The 17,839-nt window shown below is 64.5% G+C and carries 14 protein-coding genes; 6 read left to right on the forward strand and 8 right to left on the reverse strand.

Translation table 11 applies throughout. The features are described from left to right. Positions 1 to 107: 107 nt before the first annotated feature. From ASD04_RS17790 to ASD04_RS17815, 6 genes are all read left to right on the forward strand, one after another. Positions 108 to 1,379 (forward strand): AGE family epimerase/isomerase, encoded by a 1,272-nt coding sequence (locus ASD04_RS17790; protein WP_082531331.1) that lies wholly within the window; start codon positions 108 to 110, stop codon positions 1,377 to 1,379. Positions 1,380 to 1,559: 180 nt separating this feature from the next. Beyond that, positions 1,560 to 2,432: a carboxylating nicotinate-nucleotide diphosphorylase gene (nadC, locus tag ASD04_RS17795; RefSeq protein ID WP_056259938.1), complete on the forward strand. Its 873-nt coding sequence runs from the start codon at positions 1,560 to 1,562 to the stop codon at positions 2,430 to 2,432. Between the two features lies 1 nt (position 2,433). Further along, positions 2,434 to 3,264 carry a 3'(2'),5'-bisphosphate nucleotidase CysQ gene (gene cysQ / locus ASD04_RS17800; protein WP_200940292.1) on the forward strand — a complete coding sequence of 277 codons (831 nt, stop codon included), beginning with the start codon at positions 2,434 to 2,436 and terminating at the stop codon, positions 3,262 to 3,264. Between the two features lie 132 nt (positions 3,265 to 3,396). Further along, positions 3,397 to 3,945 carry a PadR family transcriptional regulator gene (locus tag ASD04_RS17805; protein ID WP_056259942.1) on the forward strand — a complete coding sequence of 183 codons (549 nt, stop codon included), beginning with the start codon at positions 3,397 to 3,399 and terminating at the stop codon, positions 3,943 to 3,945. Positions 3,946 to 3,960: 15 nt separating this feature from the next. Then, positions 3,961 to 5,229 carry an efflux RND transporter periplasmic adaptor subunit gene (locus ASD04_RS17810; protein ID WP_056259944.1) on the forward strand — a complete coding sequence of 423 codons (1,269 nt, stop codon included), beginning with the start codon at positions 3,961 to 3,963 and terminating at the stop codon, positions 5,227 to 5,229. A 2-nt stretch (positions 5,230 to 5,231) separates the two neighbouring features. Then, the gene (locus ASD04_RS17815) at positions 5,232 to 8,567 is read left to right on the forward strand and encodes an efflux RND transporter permease subunit (RefSeq protein WP_056259946.1); all 3,336 of its coding nucleotides are present in this window, start codon (positions 5,232 to 5,234) and stop codon (positions 8,565 to 8,567) included. Positions 8,568 to 8,867: 300 nt separating this feature from the next. Here the strand turns inward: ASD04_RS17815 and ASD04_RS17820 are convergent, their stop codons facing one another. The 8 genes from ASD04_RS17820 to cysS form a co-directional block, all read right to left on the reverse strand. Next, complete coding sequence (locus ASD04_RS17820; RefSeq protein WP_056259947.1) at positions 8,868 to 10,763, reverse strand: ABC transporter ATP-binding protein/permease; 1,896 nt, start codon at positions 10,761 to 10,763, stop codon at positions 8,868 to 8,870. Continuing rightward, entirely contained in the window at positions 10,763 to 11,083 is a 321-nt protein-coding gene (locus ASD04_RS17825) for a metalloregulator ArsR/SmtB family transcription factor (protein ID WP_244488356.1), read from the reverse strand. Before ASD04_RS17825 ends, ASD04_RS17820 begins: the two co-directional genes overlap by 1 nt. Before the next feature lie 160 nt (positions 11,084 to 11,243). Beyond that, positions 11,244 to 12,962: a LysM peptidoglycan-binding domain-containing protein gene (locus ASD04_RS19765; RefSeq protein ID WP_056259949.1), complete on the reverse strand. Its 1,719-nt coding sequence runs from the start codon at positions 12,960 to 12,962 to the stop codon at positions 11,244 to 11,246. A 176-nt stretch (positions 12,963 to 13,138) separates the two neighbouring features. Further along, positions 13,139 to 14,755 carry a citramalate synthase gene (gene cimA / locus ASD04_RS17835; protein WP_056259950.1) on the reverse strand — a complete coding sequence of 539 codons (1,617 nt, stop codon included), beginning with the start codon at positions 14,753 to 14,755 and terminating at the stop codon, positions 13,139 to 13,141. A 14-nt stretch (positions 14,756 to 14,769) separates the two neighbouring features. Then, positions 14,770 to 15,255 (reverse strand): GFA family protein, encoded by a 486-nt coding sequence (locus ASD04_RS17840; protein WP_056259952.1) that lies wholly within the window; start codon positions 15,253 to 15,255, stop codon positions 14,770 to 14,772. Further along, positions 15,255 to 15,728: a GFA family protein gene (locus ASD04_RS17845; RefSeq protein WP_056259954.1), complete on the reverse strand. Its 474-nt coding sequence runs from the start codon at positions 15,726 to 15,728 to the stop codon at positions 15,255 to 15,257. Before ASD04_RS17845 ends, ASD04_RS17840 begins: the two co-directional genes overlap by 1 nt. Beyond that, positions 15,725 to 16,360, reverse strand: coding sequence for an endonuclease domain-containing protein (locus ASD04_RS20040; RefSeq protein WP_082531332.1), 636 nt, complete (start codon positions 16,358 to 16,360; stop codon positions 15,725 to 15,727). Before ASD04_RS20040 ends, ASD04_RS17845 begins: the two co-directional genes overlap by 4 nt. Next, the gene (gene cysS / locus ASD04_RS17855; RefSeq protein ID WP_056259961.1) at positions 16,342 to 17,754 is read right to left on the reverse strand and encodes a cysteine--tRNA ligase; all 1,413 of its coding nucleotides are present in this window, start codon (positions 17,752 to 17,754) and stop codon (positions 16,342 to 16,344) included. Before cysS ends, ASD04_RS20040 begins: the two co-directional genes overlap by 19 nt. Positions 17,755 to 17,839 lie beyond the last annotated feature (85 nt).

Here is a 17,839-nt window from a genome sequence, read left to right on the forward strand (position 1 = left end):
CGGCCTTCGCCGAAATGACATCGCGGATGAATTGCAACGTTGCTAAGCCCCCGCTATAGCTCGACTTATGAGGAGCCGGTGCGTGAGATTGCCGGCCGGGAGTTATCATGACCGACGCCAAGCTGACGCTGCCCAAGACCAATTCGAGCCCGTGGCCGAACCGGCCGTTTCACCGGCAGTATCTGATGCGGCAGGCCAATAACCTGTTCGATTTCTTCGAGGCGCCGTCGATGAACCCGAAGGGCGGGTTCTTCGAACTGGACGATGAGGGCAATCCGCTCGATGCCGACAATGCCACCAGGCAAATCCACGTCACCACGCGCATGGTACATTGCGCGGTCATCGGCAGCCTGATCGGGCGGCCCGGATCGGACGAGATCGTCGATCATGGCATGCGCTATATCTGGGACAAGCATCGCGACGCGCGGCGCGGCGGATATGTGTGGAGCCTCGACGATGCCGGGGTGAGCAACGGGTCCAAGCAGGCCTATGGCCATGCCTTCGTGCTGTTGGCCGCGTCGAGTTCCAAGCTGGTGGGGCACCCGCTGGCCGAGCAAATGCTCGCCGACGTGACCGAGGTTATCAATACCCGGTTCTGGGACGACAAGACCGGCACGGTGCGGGACGAGTACAACCACGACTGGTCCCAGCTGCTGCCCTATCGCGGGCAGAATGCGAACATGCACATGACCGAAGCGCTGATGGCGGCGTATGAGGCGACGGGCAATCGCGACTATCTCAATAAGGCCGAGCGGATCGCCGAACGGATCATCCTCAAGAATGCGGTGCCGCTGGGGCACCGGGTGGCCGAGCATTTCGACGAGAACTGGGTGCTCGACAAGAATTACGAGGGCAATGAAATGTTCCGCCCCTCCGGCACGACGCCGGGGCACTGGCTGGAATGGGCGCGGCTGCTGTATCAACTCTGGGTGCTGGGCGAGAAGCGGCTGAGCTGGATGACCGGGGCAGCGCGCGAACTGTTCCAGCAGTCGATCGAACTAGGCTGGGACGACAAGCACGGCGGCTTCTTCTATACGCTGGACTGGGACAACAAGCCGATCATGCGGGAAAAGCTGTGGTGGCCGGTGAGCGAGGCCATCGGGGCGGCGGCCTATATTTCGGCCTTCGACAACGAGGACTATTTCCAGGCCTGGTATCGCAAGCTGTGGGACTATGCCGAGAACCACGTCATCGACCACCAGCGCGGCGGCTGGCTCAGCGAGCTCAAGGAAGACCTGACGCCGACCTCGCGGCTGTTCGTGGGCAAGCCGGATATCTATCACGCGCTGCAGGCCTGCCTGATCCCGCTTTATCCGACGACCGGAAGCCTGACCAAGGGCATCATCGAGGCCGATCATACGATGAAGCACAGCGTTTAGAGGCGGCCTTTCCTTCTCTCCTTTCGGGAAGATTGCTTGAGGGGGGTCTCCCCACATCGAGTCAAGAAAAGGCCCCTCACCCGGCGCTGCGCCGACCTCTCACCCGAAGGGAGAGCCAGGAGACCGTTGCCAGCATGAGCAGTCGCGCGTAGAGCAGCGCCAGAGTTGAGGAACCTGCCGATGTCACGATCCAACCGCCTGCCTGCCCAATTGCCGCGCCTGCTGGTGGAGCGCGCGGTGGCGGCTGCGCTGGAGGAGGATCTGGGGCTGGCGGGTGACCTGACCAGCCAGGCAACGCTGGCGCCCGAGGCAAAAGCCACCGCGAGCCTGTCGGCGCGGGAGCCAGGAGTGATCGCGGGGCTGGACCTGGCGGCGGCGGCGTTCCGGCTGGTGGGCGATGGCGTGGAATTTTCGCCCAAGGTGGGTGACGGCGACAGGATCGCGGCGGGAGGCCTCGTGGCCACGGTAACCGGCCCTGCCCGGCTGGTGATGTCGGCCGAGCGCGTGGCGTTGAATTTCCTCAATCACCTCAGCGGCATCGCCACGCTGACGCGGGACTATGCCGATGCGGTGGCCGGTACGGGCGCGCAAATCTGCGATACGCGCAAGACCACGCCGGGGCTGCGGGCATTCCAGAAATATGCGGTGCGCTGCGGCGGCGGGGCCAACCACCGCTATTCGCTGGATGACGCCATCCTGATCAAGGACAACCACATCGCCGTGGCCGGCGGCGTGACGGCGGCCTACCAGGCGGCGGAGGCATTTGCCGGACATCTGGTGGCCATCGAGATCGAGGTGACCGATCTGGCGGAGCTGGAAGAGGCCCTGGCAGCGGGAGCCCGCGTGGTGCTGCTCGACAATATGAGCAATGAGCTGCTGCGGCAGGCCGTGGCGATCAATGCCGGGCGGGCGAAGCTGGAAGCATCGGGCGGGGTGAAACTGGACCGCGTGCGCTCGATCGGCGAGACTGGAGTCGACTATATTTCGACCAGCCAGATCACCATGGCGGCCAGGCCGCTGGACCTTGGCCTCGACGTGGTGGTGGAACGCTGAGATGGCAGCAACAATGCAGACTTCCACCAGCAGCGACCTGACCACGCTGGCACTCGATGCGGCCATCGCGGCAGCGCGAGTCATCCTCGATGTCTATGCGCGCCCCATCGCCGCAGTGGCCAAGGCCGACGGCTCGCCGGTGACCGAAGCCGATGCTGCCGCGGAGGCGGTGATCCTCGACTATCTCAAGCCGACCGGCATCCCCGTGCTCGGGGAAGAAAGCGTGGCGGCGGGAATCATTCCGGTGCTGGGCGACCGCTACTTCGTGGTCGATCCGCTCGATGGCACCAAGGAGTTCATCAAGCGCAACGGCGAGTTCACGGTGAATATCGCACTGGTGGAACATGGCGTGCCGGTGCTGGGCGTGGTGCTGGCGCCGGTGACGGGCGAGACTTTCATCGGCGATGCGACGGGCGCCTGGTTTTGCGACACGCTGAGCGGAACGGCCAGGGAAAAGCGTTTGATTTCCGTGGCTTCGGCGACGCGGCTGCGGATCGTGGCGAGCCGCTCGCACGGCCACGCGGCGCTGGCATCCCTGTGCCAGACGCTGGATGTGGAGGCCGATGTGTCGGTCGGCTCCTCGCTGAAATTCTGCCTGCTGGCACGCGGCGATGCCCAGCTCTACCCGCGATTTACCCCGACCTCGGAGTGGGACACGGCTGCCGGGCAAGCGGTGCTGGAGGCAGCGGGCGGCGCAGTGGTGACGCTGGACGGCCAGCGCATGCGCTACGGCAAGGGGGAGCTGGGCTTCCTCAATCCGTATTTCGTGGCAGCGTCGAGCAGTGAACTGGCGCAGCGGGCGGCCGCGGAAATGGCCCGATTGCTGGCCTGAAAAGGCGAGCCATGCAACCTGATCTTAACTGCTCTACCCGATCTGTAGTGCCTCAGAACTTGCGCGATTCACGCCGAACCTATAGAGGACCGGCATATATCGGCCCGGCATATGGCCCGGTGGAGTTAGCGCATGAACGTCAGAACCCTTTGTCTTTCGATCCTCTACGAGGGCGAAGCGACCGGATATGAAATCCGGCGGCTTTGCGTCGAAGGCGAATGCTCGTACTTCATCGAAGCGAGCTTCGGCTCGATCTACCCCGCCCTCGCCAAGCTCGAGGACGAGGGCCTGGTCGTCAGCCGGACCGAACAGCAGACCGGCAAGCCGGCCAAGAAGGTCTATTCCATCACCGAAGCGGGCCGTCTGGCCTTTGCCGAGGAACTGGCAGGCCCCCTGGGCGACGACGTTTTCCGCAGCCCGTTCCTGCTGTTTGCCCGCTTCGCGCATATCCTGCCGCGCGAATTGGTGGAAACAAGGGCCAACGAATTCCTGCAACGGACCATAGAGGGTCACAGCAAGCTGGAGGAAGCGTTCGCCGAACGCACCAGCAATGCGGCCGACACATGGGTCATCAATTACGGACGTGCGATGATGGAGGTTGCCGAACGGCATATGCGCTCCCATATGCACGAACTGATCACTTTGGCGCGAGCCGAGCCGAAAAAAGACGCGGCTGAGTAAAGGGGCGAATTCTCTATGCGTGCACTGCTTTCCTATGGCGTAGCCTTGCTGATCCTGCTCGGGATCGGCGGCTGGCTGGCAACGGGTACCCTGGTAATCGGCGGGCAAGGGCCCGGCAATGGCGAAAAGCCCATCATCTCGGTGATCGAAGGCCAGGAAGACGGGCCGCTCCACTCCACGCTGGCCGAAGCCGGCGTGCTGGCCGAGCATCCCCATCCCGCCACCGATCCGCACCTGACCGTTGCCCAGCGCAACGAGGCGGAGAGCGGCGCATCCGCACCCCTGCCGACCGTGCAGACCGTGACCTATGTGGCCCAGCCGATGAAGATCGACGTGCCGCTGCGTGGCCGCACGCAGGCCAAGGCCACGGTCGGAGCCGTGGCGGAGACCGCCGGCATCATCGATACCGTGCATGTGACCAAGGGCCAGTCCGTGGAAGTGGGCGACCTGCTCTGCACGCTTGACCAGGGCACCCGCGTCGCTGCCGTATCGCAAGCGCGTGCCGGCCTGGCCCAGGCCCAGGCCGGGTTGCAGCAGGCTCAGGCCAATTTCGACACCAATGCGGAACTGCGGGCCAAGGGGCTGGCGGCGCCGAACACGGCGCGTGACCTCGAAGTTGCGCTGAGCGGCGCCCAGGCATCGCTGTCGGCGGCCCAGGCCGGGCTCGATAATGCCGAAGCCGAACTCAACCGCACCGAAATCAAGGCGAAGGTCGCCGGCGTCGTGCAGGACCCCCTGGCGACAGCTGGAGCCTTGCTGGGCCAGGGCCAGCCCTGCGCCACCATCGTCCAGCTCAACCCAATGCTGTTCCTCGGCCAGGTGCCGGAAGCCCGCATCGGGCTCGCCAAGGTCGGCCTCGACGCCGTCATCACCACCGTCCCCGGCGCCAAGGTGGATGGCAAGGTGACGTTCATTTCCGCGGTGGCAGACAATGCGACACGCTCATTTCCGGTCGAGATCGAATTCGCCAATGAAGACCTGTCGATCCGTGACGGCGTAACGGCCGAAGCCATCGTGACCCTGGGCACCGCTCCGGGCCACCTGCTGCCGCAGTCGGTGCTGACGCTGGACGATGAAGGCACGCTGGGCGTCCGCACCGTCGAGAACGGCGTGGTGGCGTTCCATCCGATCACCATCGTCAGCGATACCCGCGAGGGCGTGTGGGTCACCGGCCTGCCGCTCAGCGCCGACGTCATCACCGTCGGGCAGGAAAACGTCACCGCCGGCCAGGCCGTGGATGCCACGGCCGCCGAAGCTCCCACCGCTAGCGAAGAAAGCGTCTGATCATGGTCGACTTCATCGTCAAAATCCTCAGGATGCCCCGCGTCGTCCTGACGGTCATGGTCATCATGCTGGGCGCGGGCATTTCGGCCTATGTGTCGTTGCCCAAGGAAAGCTTCCCGGCGATCGACGTGCCGTATCTCTACGTCTCGATCAGCCAGACCGGCGTCTCCCCGCGAGACGCCGAGAACCTTTTGGCCAAGCCGGCCGAAGAAGAACTGGCGAGCCTGCCGGGACTGCAGAATATCAGTTCGACCTCGACCACCGGCCATGCCTCGGTGTTCCTCGAATTCGACATCAACACGGACAAGGACCAGGCCCTGTCGGACACGCGCGCCCGGATGGACGCGCTCAAGTCGAAGCTCCCCGACGACGCCAATGACCCGGTGGTCTCCGAAATCGACCTGGTCGGCATGCCGATCATCTCGGTGGCCGTCTATGGCAGCGCGCCCGAAAAGGAACTGGTGCGCCGCGCCGAAGACCTGCAGGACGCGCTCGAAGGCATTGCCGAAGTGCGTGAGGCCGTGCTGTCGGGCGCCCGAGACGAAATCCTCGAAGTCAAGATCGACCTGCTGCGGCTCGAAGCCTATGGGCTGACTGCAAGCCAGCTGTTCGACGCGCTCAGCAAGAACAACATGGTGGTGGCGGGCGGCACGCTCAATACCGGCCAGGGCTCGTTCAATATCGAAGTTCCGGGCCTCATCACCAACGCGCAGGACGTGTTCGAGCTGCCGCTGAAGACGGACGGCAATACCGTCGTAACCTTCGGCGATGTCGCCACCATCACCAGGACGCTGGCCGACGCCACCGATTATACGACGGTGAACGGTTCGCCGGCGCTGATCATGGGCGTCAGCAAGAAGCTCGGCACCAACATCATCGACGTGTCCGACAAGGTGCGGGCGACGACTGAAGAAGTGGCCAAGGACTGGCCGGCGGGCGTGCATTACAGCTTCTTCCTCGACCAGGCAGAAACCACGACCTCGCTGTTCCGGTCGCTGGAAGCGGCCGTGCTGACCGCCGTGGCGCTGGTGCTCATTACCTGCGTGGCGACGCTGGGCATCCGGCCGGCGATCATGATCGGCATGTCCATCCCGCTCTCGTTCATGATGGCGTTCCTGGTGGCCCAGACCCTGGGCATGACCATCAACATGATGGTGATGTTTGGCCTGGTGATCGCGGTGGGCGTGCTCGTCGACGACCCCGTGGTGGTGGTGGAATATGCCGAGCGAAAGCTGCAGGAAGGCGTTTCCAAGAAGGAAGCGTTCATCCTGGCGGTGCGCAAGATGTTCGTGCCGGTGGTGGGCGCTACGGCGACCACGCTGGGCGCCTTCGTGCCGCTGCTGTTCTGGCCGGGCATTATCGGCAAGTTCATGAGCTACCTGCCGATGATCGTGATCATCGTCATGGTGGCCTCGCTGATCTCGGCGCTGATCTTCATGCCGGTCATCGGCGCGGTCATCGCCTCGAGCCATGTCGACCCCAAGGCCAAGGAAGCCGCGGACACCGTGATGTACGCGGACAAGTTCGATTCCAAGAAGGTCAAGGGCCTGACCGGCATCTATGTGCGGACGCTGGAGCACCTGCTGCACTGGCCGCTGCCGACGCTGGCGGTGGGCTTTGCCATCATCATCGGCATCTTCGCGACCTATGCTACCAATCCAACCGGCACGGAGGCCTTCCCGGCATCCGAGCCCGAATTCGCCACGGTTGCCGTGGTGGGTCGCGGCAACTACTCGCCGGAAGAAATTCGCGACATGATGAGCGATATCGGCGACGAGATCATGCAGGTGCACGGCATCCAGGACGTGATCATGCAGTTCGGCTCGACCGGTGCTTTCGGCACCACGCCGCCGGACACGATCGGCAATTTCCAGCTGCAGCTCGTCAACTACAACAATCGCGTCAAGGCGGCGGAAATCTTCGCCGACATCCGCGAGCGGGTGAAGGGCTTTGCCGGTCTCGATATCCAGGTGCTGGCGGCCGAGAACGGCCCGCCGGCCGGCAAGGACATCAACCTGCGCGTCGAAAGCACGAACTATGACGACCTCGTGCCGGTCGTGGCCGCGATCCGCGAGCATATCGAGGGCATGCCGAATACGGTGGACGTCGAAGACGGCCGTCCCTCCCCCGGCATCGACTGGCAGATCACCATCGACCGCAATGAAGCCGGCAAGTACGGCATCGGCGTGCGCGAGCTGGCGCCCTATGTGCAGCTCGTCACTTCGGGCGTGAACCTGGGCACCTATCGCGATGCCGAGACCGGCAAGGAACTCGACATCAAGGTGCGCCTGCCCGAAGACGAGCGGACGTTCGATGCGCTCGACTCCATGCGCATTGCCACGGCGCAGGGCATGATCCCGGTCAGCAACTTCATCGAGCGGACGGCTGTACCCAAGGTCGCCAATATCTCGCGGCGCAACCAAGTGTACCAGATGCCGGTGGCCGCCGGGCTGGCCGACCTGCCCGAAGGCGTCTATGCCGCCGATCGCGTGGAAGAGCTGAAGGCGTGGATCGATGAGCAGCCGTTCCCCGACACGGTGACGGTCGCCTATGGCGGCGCCGAAGAGCAGATGGGCGACGCCAACGCGTTCATCATCCAGGCCTTCGGCATGGCGATGTTCCTGATCTTCTTCATCCTGCTGCTGGAATATAACAGCTTCTATCAGGTGATGGTGACGCTCTCGACGGTCATCATGTCGGTGGCGGGCGTGCTCCTGGGCATGCTGGCGACCGGGATGAGCTTCTCGGCCATCATGACGGGTCTCGGCATCGTGGCGCTGGCGGGCATCGTGGTGAAGAACGGCATCGTGCTGATCGACACCTACAACGACTATAACCGGCACCAGCATGTGGAGCCGGTCAAGGCGATGCTGCTCACCGCCGCCCAGCGCGTGCGGCCGGTGCTGCTCACCGCCTTCCTGACGGCTTTGGGCGTGATCCCGATGTGGGCGAATATCGAGTTCGATTTCATCCGCCGCGAGATCGTCATCGGCGGCCTTGCCGGGTCGTGGTTCATCCACCTTTCGGCAGCGCTGGTTTCGGGCCTGTTCTTCTCGACCGCGCTGACGCTGATCATGGTGCCAGTCATGATCACCGCGCCCAGCGTGATGTGGAGCCAGATCAAGTGGCTTGGGCATCAGTTCGCCCGGCTGGGCCGCTTTGTCACCGGCCGCGGCCGGACGGCGCAGGCGGTGCCGGCGGGCTTTGACGGCATGGCGGTGGAAATCCCCGAGGATGCCGATGGCGCCAAGCGCTATATCGTCAGCCCGGATGCCGGGCTGGTGGAAAAGGAAAAAAACGGCGTGACCGTGGTCAGCCGACCGGAAGCGGCCGAATAGGCTGGGTTACAGCAAGAGGAGAGGCCCGCAGCGATGCGGGCCTTTTTGTTTTCAGGTCAATCTCTTTGGCGGAGGCGACAATGCGGACCATCAGTGTCGAAACCATCAAGGCAGAGTTCGACGCGAAATACGAGGCAGAGCATCCCGAGTCCGAAGAGGGCTAGAGCTGCAATGTTATGCGCTTGAAAATCCGGCAGAGCCCGTCGAACCACGAGGCGGGGCACCACACAATCACTCGCTCGACCTCGTGGTTTGACAAGCTCACCATGAGGTCTCTGGGGGTGCCAATAGCACCCTGCCCTATTCCGCTGCGGGCAGGCCGCGTTTTACGAAGCCGTCGGGGTCGTTGGCGGTTTGCAGCAGCTTTTCCTCGGCCTCGGTGGCCTCGCGCTGGCGGTTCCACATCTGGGCGTAGAGGCCATCATGGGCCAGCAGCGCCGTGTGGTGGCCGCGCTCGGCGACAACGCCGTCGCGCAGCACCAGGATTTCATCGGCATTGACGACGGTGGAGAGCCGGTGGGCGATGACGACGGTGGTGCGGTTGCGCGACACCACGTCGAGTGCCGACTGAATGTCGCGCTCGGTCTTGGTGTCGAGGGCCGAGGTGGCCTCATCGAGGATGAGGATGGACGGTGCCTTGAGGATGGTGCGGGCGATCGCGACGCGCTGCTTCTCGCCGCCGGAGAGCTTGAGGCCGCGCTCGCCCACCGGGGTCTCGTAGCCTTTGGGCAGGGTTTCGATGAAGGGGCCGACCTGGGCCATGGCGGCAGCGGCGCGCACATCCTCGGCGCTGGCGCCGGGGCGGCCATATTCGATGTTGTAGCCGATGGTGTCGTTGAACAGCACCGTATCCTGGGGGACCATGCCGATGGCCGAGCGCAGGCTTTCCTGCGTGACGTCGCGCAAATCCTGGCCGTCGATGGTGATCGAGCCGGTGCTGACATCGTAGAAGCGATAGAGCAACCGCGAAATGGTGGACTTGCCGGCGCCGGTGGGCCCGACAATGGCGACGGTCTTGCCGGCCGGGACTTCGAAACTGACGCCCTTGAGGATGGGGCGCTCGGGATCGTAGTGGAAGGTCACATTGTCGAAGCGGATGACCGGGCCGGTGACGGCCAGGGGCCGGGCATCGGACTTGTCCTGCACTTCGGGAGCCTGGTCGAGCAGCTTGAACATTTCCTCGATGTCGGTGAGGCCCTGGCGCAATTCGCGGTAGACGAAGCCGATGAAGTTGAGCGGCCGGTAGATCTGCATCAGGAAGGTGTTGAGCAGGACGAAATCACCCAGGGTCAGCGTGCCATCCATGACGCCCAGGATGGACATGATGGCGATGATGAGGAAGCCGGTATAGAAAATGACGGCCTGGCCGAAATTGAGGAAGCCCAGAGAGGTCCAGATACGGATGGCGGAGCGCTCGTAGCCGGCCATGGACTGGTCGTAGCGCTCGGCTTCCATCTTCTCGTTGGCGAAATACTTGACCGTCTCGTAGTTGAGCAGGCTGTCGATGGCCTTGCCATTGGCATCGGTATCGGAATTGTTCATGTCGCGGCGGATAGAAATCCGCCAGTTCGACGCCTTGATGGTGAAGTAGAGATAGCCCCAGATCATCACCACCAGCACGCCGAGATAGCTGATGCCGAACATCCAGACGAAGATGACGGCGGTGATGACGAATTCGACGATGGTCGGGGCGATGTTGAGCATGGCGAACCGGACCACGGTTTCGATGCCCTTGGTGCCGCGCTCGATGACCCGGCTCAGCCCGCCGGTGCGGCGCGCCAGATGGAAGCGCAGCGACAGGCGATGCAGATGATGGAAGGTCTGCAAAGCCAGCTTGCGCACGGCATGCTGGCCGACGCTGGCGAACAGGACGTCGCGCAATTGCTGCAGGCCCGCATCGATGACGTTGCCCAGGACATAGGCGATGACCAGCACGATGGGCACAGCCAGGCCGAGCACCAGCGCGCCGTTGGGCGCCGATCCATCAAGGCTGTCGATAATGCCCTTATAGGCAAAGGGAATGAGGGTAGTCGCGACCTTGCTCAGCAGCAGCGCGCCGACGGCCAGCATCACGCGCAGGCGCAAATCCGGGCGATTGGCGGGCCACATATAGGCCCACAGGTTGCGAACTGTAGAGAACAGCGATCCTTCGTCCGCGCTGACGGACGGCTTCTTCTCGGCGGTGTCAGACGACATCAGGCGGGTTCCGCTTCCAATTTGGATGGAGCGGGACTAAATCCCGCAATCATGCCGGAATAAGCCGCACCCAGGGCGGACAGCCGGTCATGCTGGACAATGTAGCAATTGCGCGTGCCGCGCGGCTTGCGTTCGATCAGGCCCGCATCGAGCAGCACCTTGATATGCTGGCTGACAGTGGACTGGGCCAGGGTCAGCTCGTCGGTGACGTCGGCGCAGCAGCATTCGCCGCGCTCCTGCCTGGCCAGGATGCGCAGGATATTGAGGCGCACCGGGTGGCCCATCGCTCGCATGATGTTGGCAATATCGTCGTCGTGCATGGCCTGATCTTGGTTGATCGTCATTTGACGATAAAATGGGGTCTCGCGGGCAAATAATCAATGGCCCGCCGGAGGGCGGGCCATTTTGTACGATGGTTTTTTGCGTATTGCAGCGCTTCCGAACCTCAATACCGCTCACACTTTTGCTGGAAGCGCTCCGCTAGTTCGGCAGATCGAACACCTGACCGGGGTAGATGCGATCCGGATCGCGGATCTGGCCGGTATTGGCGTCGTAGATGGTGGTGTATTTTATGCCCTCGCCATAGACGCGGCGGGCAATGGTCCAGAGATTGTCGCCACGGCGGATGATGGCCTTGCCGGAAGCGAAACGCTCGGCATCGGGACCACCCACGGCTACCGCGACCAGAGTGGGCACGGCGGGCTCGGCGGCAGGCGCCGGTTCGGCCGCTGGAGCCGGGGCCTTGGGTTCAGCCGCGACGGGAGCGGCCTGGGCGGTGGCGGCAGGGGCCGGTTCGACAGCAGCAGGCTCGGCCGGAGTGGTGGCGGGCGCAGCAGCGGGTTCCGCGGGTGCGGCGGCTGGAACGGCCTCGGCAGCGGGAACAGCCTCGGCGGTGGTGGTTGCGGGCTCGGCGGGTGCGGGTGTGGGCGCCTCGGCGACCGCGGCCGGAGCGTCTGCCACAGGCAGTTCCACGACGAAATCGACCTCGGCACGGGCGGCCACTTCGGCGCTGCCCGCCTGAAGCATGTCGATGCGGACGCGCTGTTCGGGCTGCGTCAGCACCTTGCCGGCCTCGACCAGCCAGCGGCCATCGGTCACCACCGCATCGGCGATGAAACTATCCTCGACATAAAGGCGCATGGTGGCGCCTTCCGGACCGGCACCGGCGAAGAAGGTGCGATCACCCTCGATTTCGATGGCGTCGATGGTCGGCGGCACGGCAACTGCAACAGCGGCCGGAGCTTCGGGAGCGACAGGCTTCGCTACCGGCACGGCAGCAGGCGTTTCGGCAACCGGCGCGGCCGGCGCAGTGGCTGGCTCGACGGCGGCGACCGCGACTGACGGCTCCGGAGCAGGCGCGGACGGCTCGGCCGCCGGTGCAGGTTCGGCTGGTGCCGGTTCTGCGGCAGGCACGGGTTCCGTGGCTGGCGGGGGCTCGCTAGTCGGCGCCGCAGGCGGTTCGGCAGCAGGGGCGGCGGCGGCGGCCGGAGATTCAGGCGCAGCCGGCGGGGTTGCGGCGGGCACGGCCGGCTCGGTCGCTGCGGGCGCAGCAGGCGGTTCGGCCGGAGGGACTGCAGCTGGTTCGGGTGCTGGCGCCGGAGCCGGCGTCGCGGCAGGAGCCGGAGCGGCGGCCGGCGGCGCGACCGGGTCGGCTGCGGCGAGCTGGGTGGTGGTTTCGGCGCCGGGGCGGTCGAGGCCCTGCAGCACTTCGCTGATGGCGCCGGGGGTGCTGGCGACGACCAGCGGCTCGCTGGTCTTGTCGTCGTTGATGACGACGACGAAGGACTGGGCGGCGCGGCCGGTCTTGCCGGCTTCGGCCAGGGTGATTTCGGTGCCGCCGGGCGGGATCGGCGCATCGGGGACAAGCACCCAGTCGCCGCTGGATTCCACGGTGGCTTTGCCCAGGAGGGATTCGCCGGAATAGACCTCGATCTCGGTGCCGGGCGTGCCGCTGCCGGCGATGACCACGGAACCATCGGGCTCGGCGCGGAGCAGGCCGAAGGTGGCGGCGATCAGGTCGTCGGGGATAGCTGGCGCTGGGGTAACATCCAGCGCAGGCTCGCCGACGGTGGCTGCGGCACTGGGCTCCACAACCGCGACTTCGTCGGCCGCAGGCGCTTCGGCTTCGGTCGTGGCGATAGCGGGCGACCTGGGCAGGATGCCGGCATCGGTCATCTTGCCGCGCAGGCAAACGCCCATGCCATCTTCGGAATTGAAACAGGTGACGACGGAAGGACCCGCCAGGACACCGATTATGACTGCGAGGGTAACCGCCGCCGCCCCGATGGTGAGCGCAAGAGGTTGTTTCGGAGCGGTTTCGGCCAGTTTGTCCTCCAGGACGATTGTGGCAGTCGTCCCGCGGACGAGCTACCCGGTTAAGCCACTTTCTCTGTCGTCCCCTGCGCCGCTTCAGTTTTCAACAGCTTGTAGGTGATCGATTCATACAGAGCTTCAAAGGACGCATCAATGATGTTGGGAGAAACGCCGATGGTGTACCAGCGCTCGCCGGTGCCATCGCGGCTTTCGACCAGTACACGGGTGACCGCGCCCGTGCCGCCGTCCAGGATACGCACCTTGAAGTCGACCAGTTCAAGGTCCTCGATGCGGCTCGAATATTTGCCCAAGTCCTTGCGCATGGCCAAATCCAGGGCGTTGACGGGGCCGTTGCCCTCGGCCACCGACATCAGCAATTCGCCCTCGACGCGGATTTTCACCACCGCTTCGGTGACGGTTATCTCCTCGCCCTGGGCGTTGTGGCGGCGCTCGACGCTGGCGCGATAGTTCTCGACGGTGAAGTAGCTGGGCAGCGTGCCGAGCACCTCATGGGCGAGAATGGCGAAGGAAGCGTCGGCGCCGTCATAGGAATAGCCGCGCGATTCGCGCTCCTTGACGGTGGCGAGGAGCTTTTCGAGGCGCCGATCATCCTTGCCGAGTTCGATGCCGTGGCGGGCCAGAGCCGTCAGCAGGTTGGACTTGCCGGCCTGCTGGCTGACCATGATGGAGCGCTCGTTGCCGACGCTTTCGGGCGGCACATGCTCGTAGGTCGAAAAGTCCTTGAGCAGAGCCGAGGCGTGGATGCCGGCCTTGGTGGCGAAGGCGGAGGCGCCGACATAGGGCGCCTGCCGCGCCGGGGCGCGATTGAGCCGGTCGTCGAAGGCGCGCGAAATCTGCGTCAGGCGCGGGAGGCGCGTGGCGTCGATGCCGGTTTCGAACCTGTCGGCATAATAAGGCTTCAGAACCAGGGTGGGGATAAGTGAGACGAGATTGGCATTGCCGCAGCGCTCGCCGATGCCGTTGAGGGTGCCCTGGATGTGGCGAACGCCGGCATCCACGGCCGCCAGCGTGTTGGCGACCGCCTGGCCGGTATCGTCATGGGCGTGAATTCCCAACCGCGACCCCGGCGCTATTGTCAGCACACTGGTAACAATTGCCGCCACCTCGGAGGGCATGGTGCCGCCATTGGTGTCGCAGAGGACGACCCAGCGGGCGCCGGCATCGAGAGCGGTTTTGACACAGGACAGGGCATAATCGGGATTGGCCTTGAAGCCATCGAAGAAGTGCTCGCAATCGATCAGCGCTTCCTTGCCCGCTGCTACGGCGGCGGCGACGGTATCGCGGAGATTGTCGAGATTTTCGTCGAGGGTGATTTCGAGCGCGACCTTGACCTGGTGGTCCCAGCTCTTGGCGACGAAGCAGGTGGCATCTGCCAGCGAATTGAGCAGACCCTGCACGCCCGGATCGTTGGCGGCGGAGCGCCCTGCCCGCTTGGTCATGCCGAAGGCGGTGAACCTGGCCCTGGTGGTGCGCTTGCGGTCGAAAAACTCGGTATCGACCGGGTTGGCGCCGGGATAGCCGCCTTCGACATAGTCCACACCGAGATCATCGAGCATGCGGGCAATGGAAATCTTGTCCTCGAGCGAAAACTCGATTCCGGCCGTCTGCGCGCCATCGCGCAGGGTGGTGTCGAACAGGTAGAGACGGTCTTTGGACATTGGACGTACTCAGGTTACTCGGGCCAGCGATCGGTATCGTGGTCGGGATGCTGGTGATTGGTGGATTTGATGGCGGACGCCCAGGCTTCCTGGCCGGTCTCGGTGGACCCGCCATGTTCGATGCTGGTCAGCGTGTCGAACCAGGGAACGCGGGCCTCATTGCCGGTATTGGCATGGGGCGGGAACAGCTCGGGATGGTCGAGCGAGCCGATGGTGAAATTGACGCGGTTGCCCTCGGTATTGTCGTAGAACAGCGGCGTGCCGCAATCGCGGCAATAGCCGCGGTCGACATGCTCGGAACTGCGGAAGCGCGCCGGGGTGCCGCGGGTCCAGGTGATAGCCTCGCGCGGGGCGGCGACCAGGGCGACAAAGATGTTGCCGACGGCCTTCTGGCACATGCGGCAGTGGCAGATATGGGCATTGTCGAACATTTCGGTGGCGTGATAGCGCACGGCGCCGCATTGGCAGCCGCCACTGACCTCCATGGCGTAGCGGTCCATCAGCGATCTCCACTGGGCGGCCAGTCATCGGTATCGTGGTCGGGATGCTGGTTGGAATGGATGCCGGCGAGGAAATCGCACCACTCGTCGCTGGACTCCCGGCGCTCCGGAAGAGCAGTCAGGCCATCGAAGAAGGGCAGCTTGTCGGCCAGGTTGACCTGGATCACCGGGGCGGCGGCCACCGGATCGTCGAAGGCGCCGATGGCCAGTTCGAGGCCAAAGCGGGTTTCATAGGCCAGCGGGGTGCCGCAATCGCCGCAAAAGGCACGGCGGGCGGCGTTGGACGACTGGAACCATTTGGGTTCGCCACGGGTCCATTGCGCATTGTGGGCGGTGACCAGCGGGCCGAAGAAACCGCCGAACGCCTTCTGGCACATGCGGCAATGGCAGATGGAGGGACGGCCGAGGCGGGTCACGCTGAAGCGCACCGCGCCACATTGGCAGCCGCCGGTGAGGGGCTGGGAACCGGTCATGAGGAGAACTCCGATGGGGTGCCCAAGCCCCCCTCATCCGCCCTTCGGGCACCTTCTCCCACAAGGGGAGAAGGGGAGCCGGTGGGGGTCTGAAGGGCGTGCCAGACGGCTTCGAGGACGAGTTCGGGACGGGCGAGGATGTCGTTGTTCCAGAGGCGGAGAAGGCGGAAACCCTGGGCGCGGAGATAGGCGTCGCGGGCGGGATCGGTCGTGGATTCAGCGTGCTGGGAGCCGTCGGCTTCGACAATGAGCTTGTGCGACAGGCAAACAAGATCCGCGATATAGTCGCCTATCGGAAGCTGGCGGCGAAACTTGTGGTTCGCGAAACGTCTGTCGCGGAGAAGAAGCCATAGCTTGGCTTCGGCATCTGTCGGCTCATGACGCATGGACTTTGCGAACCTACGCAATACAGGCGTCTTATCGGTTCGCCAATCCCTCCGGGCGCGTGGAGACTTCGCAGACCCCTCATCCGCCCTTCGGGCACCTTCTCCCTCAAGGGGAGAAGGGGGTTCCGTGGTTGCCGCAGCCGCGGTGTTCCCCTCTCCCCTTGAGGGAGAGGGTGGATCGGCCGCAGGCCGAGACGGGTGAGGGGTTGGGTCCGCAAACTCAGGCGTCACCGCTTCATCTCCCATTTTGTCTGGCGCTGGCCGGATTCGTCCTTGTAGTCCATCAGGGTGATGCCCTGGCTGGCCAGGTCGTTGCGGATGGAGTCGGCGCGGGCGAAGTCCTTGGTGTTGAGGGCTGCGAGGCGGGCGGCGATGGCCGATGCGATGTGGGGGGGCTCCTGCCAGCCGTCGTCGGAGGTGATGAGGCTGTCGAGGCCGAAGCCGAGGAAGCGCAGGGTGGCGGCGAGGCAATGTTTCGCATTGCCCTCGTCGCGGCCGGCCTTCCTGGCGATGAAGTCCAATGCCACGCTGGCGCGGTGGAAGTTGAGGTCGTCGGCCAGTTCCCCGGCCACGGACGGATCGGGGGCATCGCCGCCGGACAGTTCGGCACCGCGGGCGGCGCGCTGCCAGTCGCGGAGCTTGGCTTCGGCTTCCTCGAGGCGCCGCACCGAGAAATCGATGGGTTCGCGATAATGGGTCATCAGCATGGCGAGGCGCAGCACGTCGCCGCTCCAGGCGCGGCCGCCCATGGCGCCGGTTTCCAGCAGATCGTTGATGGTGACGAAATTGCCCAGGCTCTTGCTCATCTTCTGGCCTTCGACCTGCAGGAAGCCGTTATGCATCCAGACGTTGGCCATGGCGTGAGTGCCATGGGCGCAGCGGGACTGGGCGATCTCGTTTTCGTGGTGCGGGAAGATGAGGTCGAGCCCGCCGCCATGGATGTCGAAGGTCTGGCCGAGATAGCGCTCGGACATGGCCGAACATTCGATGTGCCAGCCGGGGCGGCCGCGGCCCCAGGGGCTGTCCCAGCCGGGTTCGCTATCGGACGACTGTTTCCACAGCACGAAGTCGGCCGGGTTCTTCTTGTGGGCCTCGACGGCAATGCGGGCGCCGGCGAGGTTGTCTTCAAGATTGCGGCCGGAGAGCTGGCCGTAGTCGGGCATGGACTTAACGTCGAAGAGAACTTCGCCCGAGGCATTGTAGGCATGATTGCGGGCGATCAGCTCGGCGATCAGCGTCTGCATCTGGTCGATATTGTCGGTGGCGCGTGGCTGGATGGTCGGCTCGAGCGCGCCGAGCGCCCTGGCGTCGGAGAGGAACTGCGTCTCGGTCTTCTCGGTGACGCGGCGAATGGCCTCGTTGAGCGGCAGATCGGGGAAATCGCGCAAGGCGCGGGCGTTGATCTTGTCGTCGACGTCGGTGATGTTGCGCACATAGGTTACGTGCCCGGCACCGTAGACATGGCGCAGCAGGCGGAACAGCAGGTCGAAGACGATGACCGGGCGGGCATTGCCGATATGGGCGAAGTCATAGACCGTGGGGCCGCAGACATACATGCGCACGTTAGCCGGATCGATCGGACGGAAGTCCTGTTTCTGGCGGGTGAGCGTGTTGTAGAGCTTGAGCTGCGGCGTGGTCATAGCGTCCGTTCCTGGCCATGCGGATTTACGCTGGCAGGCGGGCTCTTCGGGCTATCAAAGAATTCGGGATGAAGAAGACCGCGCC

Source organism: Devosia sp. Root436, from assembly GCF_001426345.1.
Lineage (GTDB): Bacteria > Pseudomonadota > Alphaproteobacteria > Rhizobiales > Devosiaceae > Devosia.

What these genes read in the sequence shown, in the direction of transcription:
- ASD04_RS17790 (WP_082531331.1), top strand. Translation starts at nt 108, where the DNA reads ATGACCGACGCCAAGCTGACGCTGCCCAAGACCAATTCGAGCCCGTGG.
- nadC (WP_056259938.1), top strand. Translation starts at nt 1,560, where the DNA reads ATGTCACGATCCAACCGCCTGCCTGCCCAATTGCCGCGCCTGCTGGTG.
- cysQ (WP_200940292.1), top strand. Translation starts at nt 2,434, where the DNA reads ATGGCAGCAACAATGCAGACTTCCACCAGCAGCGACCTGACCACGCTG.
- ASD04_RS17805 (WP_056259942.1), top strand. Translation starts at nt 3,397, where the DNA reads ATGAACGTCAGAACCCTTTGTCTTTCGATCCTCTACGAGGGCGAAGCG.
- ASD04_RS17810 (WP_056259944.1), top strand. Translation starts at nt 3,961, where the DNA reads ATGCGTGCACTGCTTTCCTATGGCGTAGCCTTGCTGATCCTGCTCGGG.
- ASD04_RS17815 (WP_056259946.1), top strand. Translation starts at nt 5,232, where the DNA reads ATGGTCGACTTCATCGTCAAAATCCTCAGGATGCCCCGCGTCGTCCTG.
- ASD04_RS17820 (WP_056259947.1), bottom strand. Translation starts at nt 10,763, where the DNA reads ATGTCGTCTGACACCGCCGAGAAGAAGCCGTCCGTCAGCGCGGACGAA.
- ASD04_RS17825 (WP_244488356.1), bottom strand. Translation starts at nt 11,083, where the DNA reads ATGCACGACGACGATATTGCCAACATCATGCGAGCGATGGGCCACCCG.
- ASD04_RS19765 (WP_056259949.1), bottom strand. Translation starts at nt 12,962, where the DNA reads ATGGGCGTTTGCCTGCGCGGCAAGATGACCGATGCCGGCATCCTGCCC.
- cimA (WP_056259950.1), bottom strand. Translation starts at nt 14,755, where the DNA reads ATGTCCAAAGACCGTCTCTACCTGTTCGACACCACCCTGCGCGATGGC.
- ASD04_RS17840 (WP_056259952.1), bottom strand. Translation starts at nt 15,255, where the DNA reads ATGGACCGCTACGCCATGGAGGTCAGTGGCGGCTGCCAATGCGGCGCC.
- ASD04_RS17845 (WP_056259954.1), bottom strand. Translation starts at nt 15,728, where the DNA reads ATGACCGGTTCCCAGCCCCTCACCGGCGGCTGCCAATGTGGCGCGGTG.
- ASD04_RS20040 (WP_082531332.1), bottom strand. Translation starts at nt 16,360, where the DNA reads ATGGGAGATGAAGCGGTGACGCCTGAGTTTGCGGACCCAACCCCTCAC.
- cysS (WP_056259961.1), bottom strand. Translation starts at nt 17,754, where the DNA reads ATGACCACGCCGCAGCTCAAGCTCTACAACACGCTCACCCGCCAGAAA.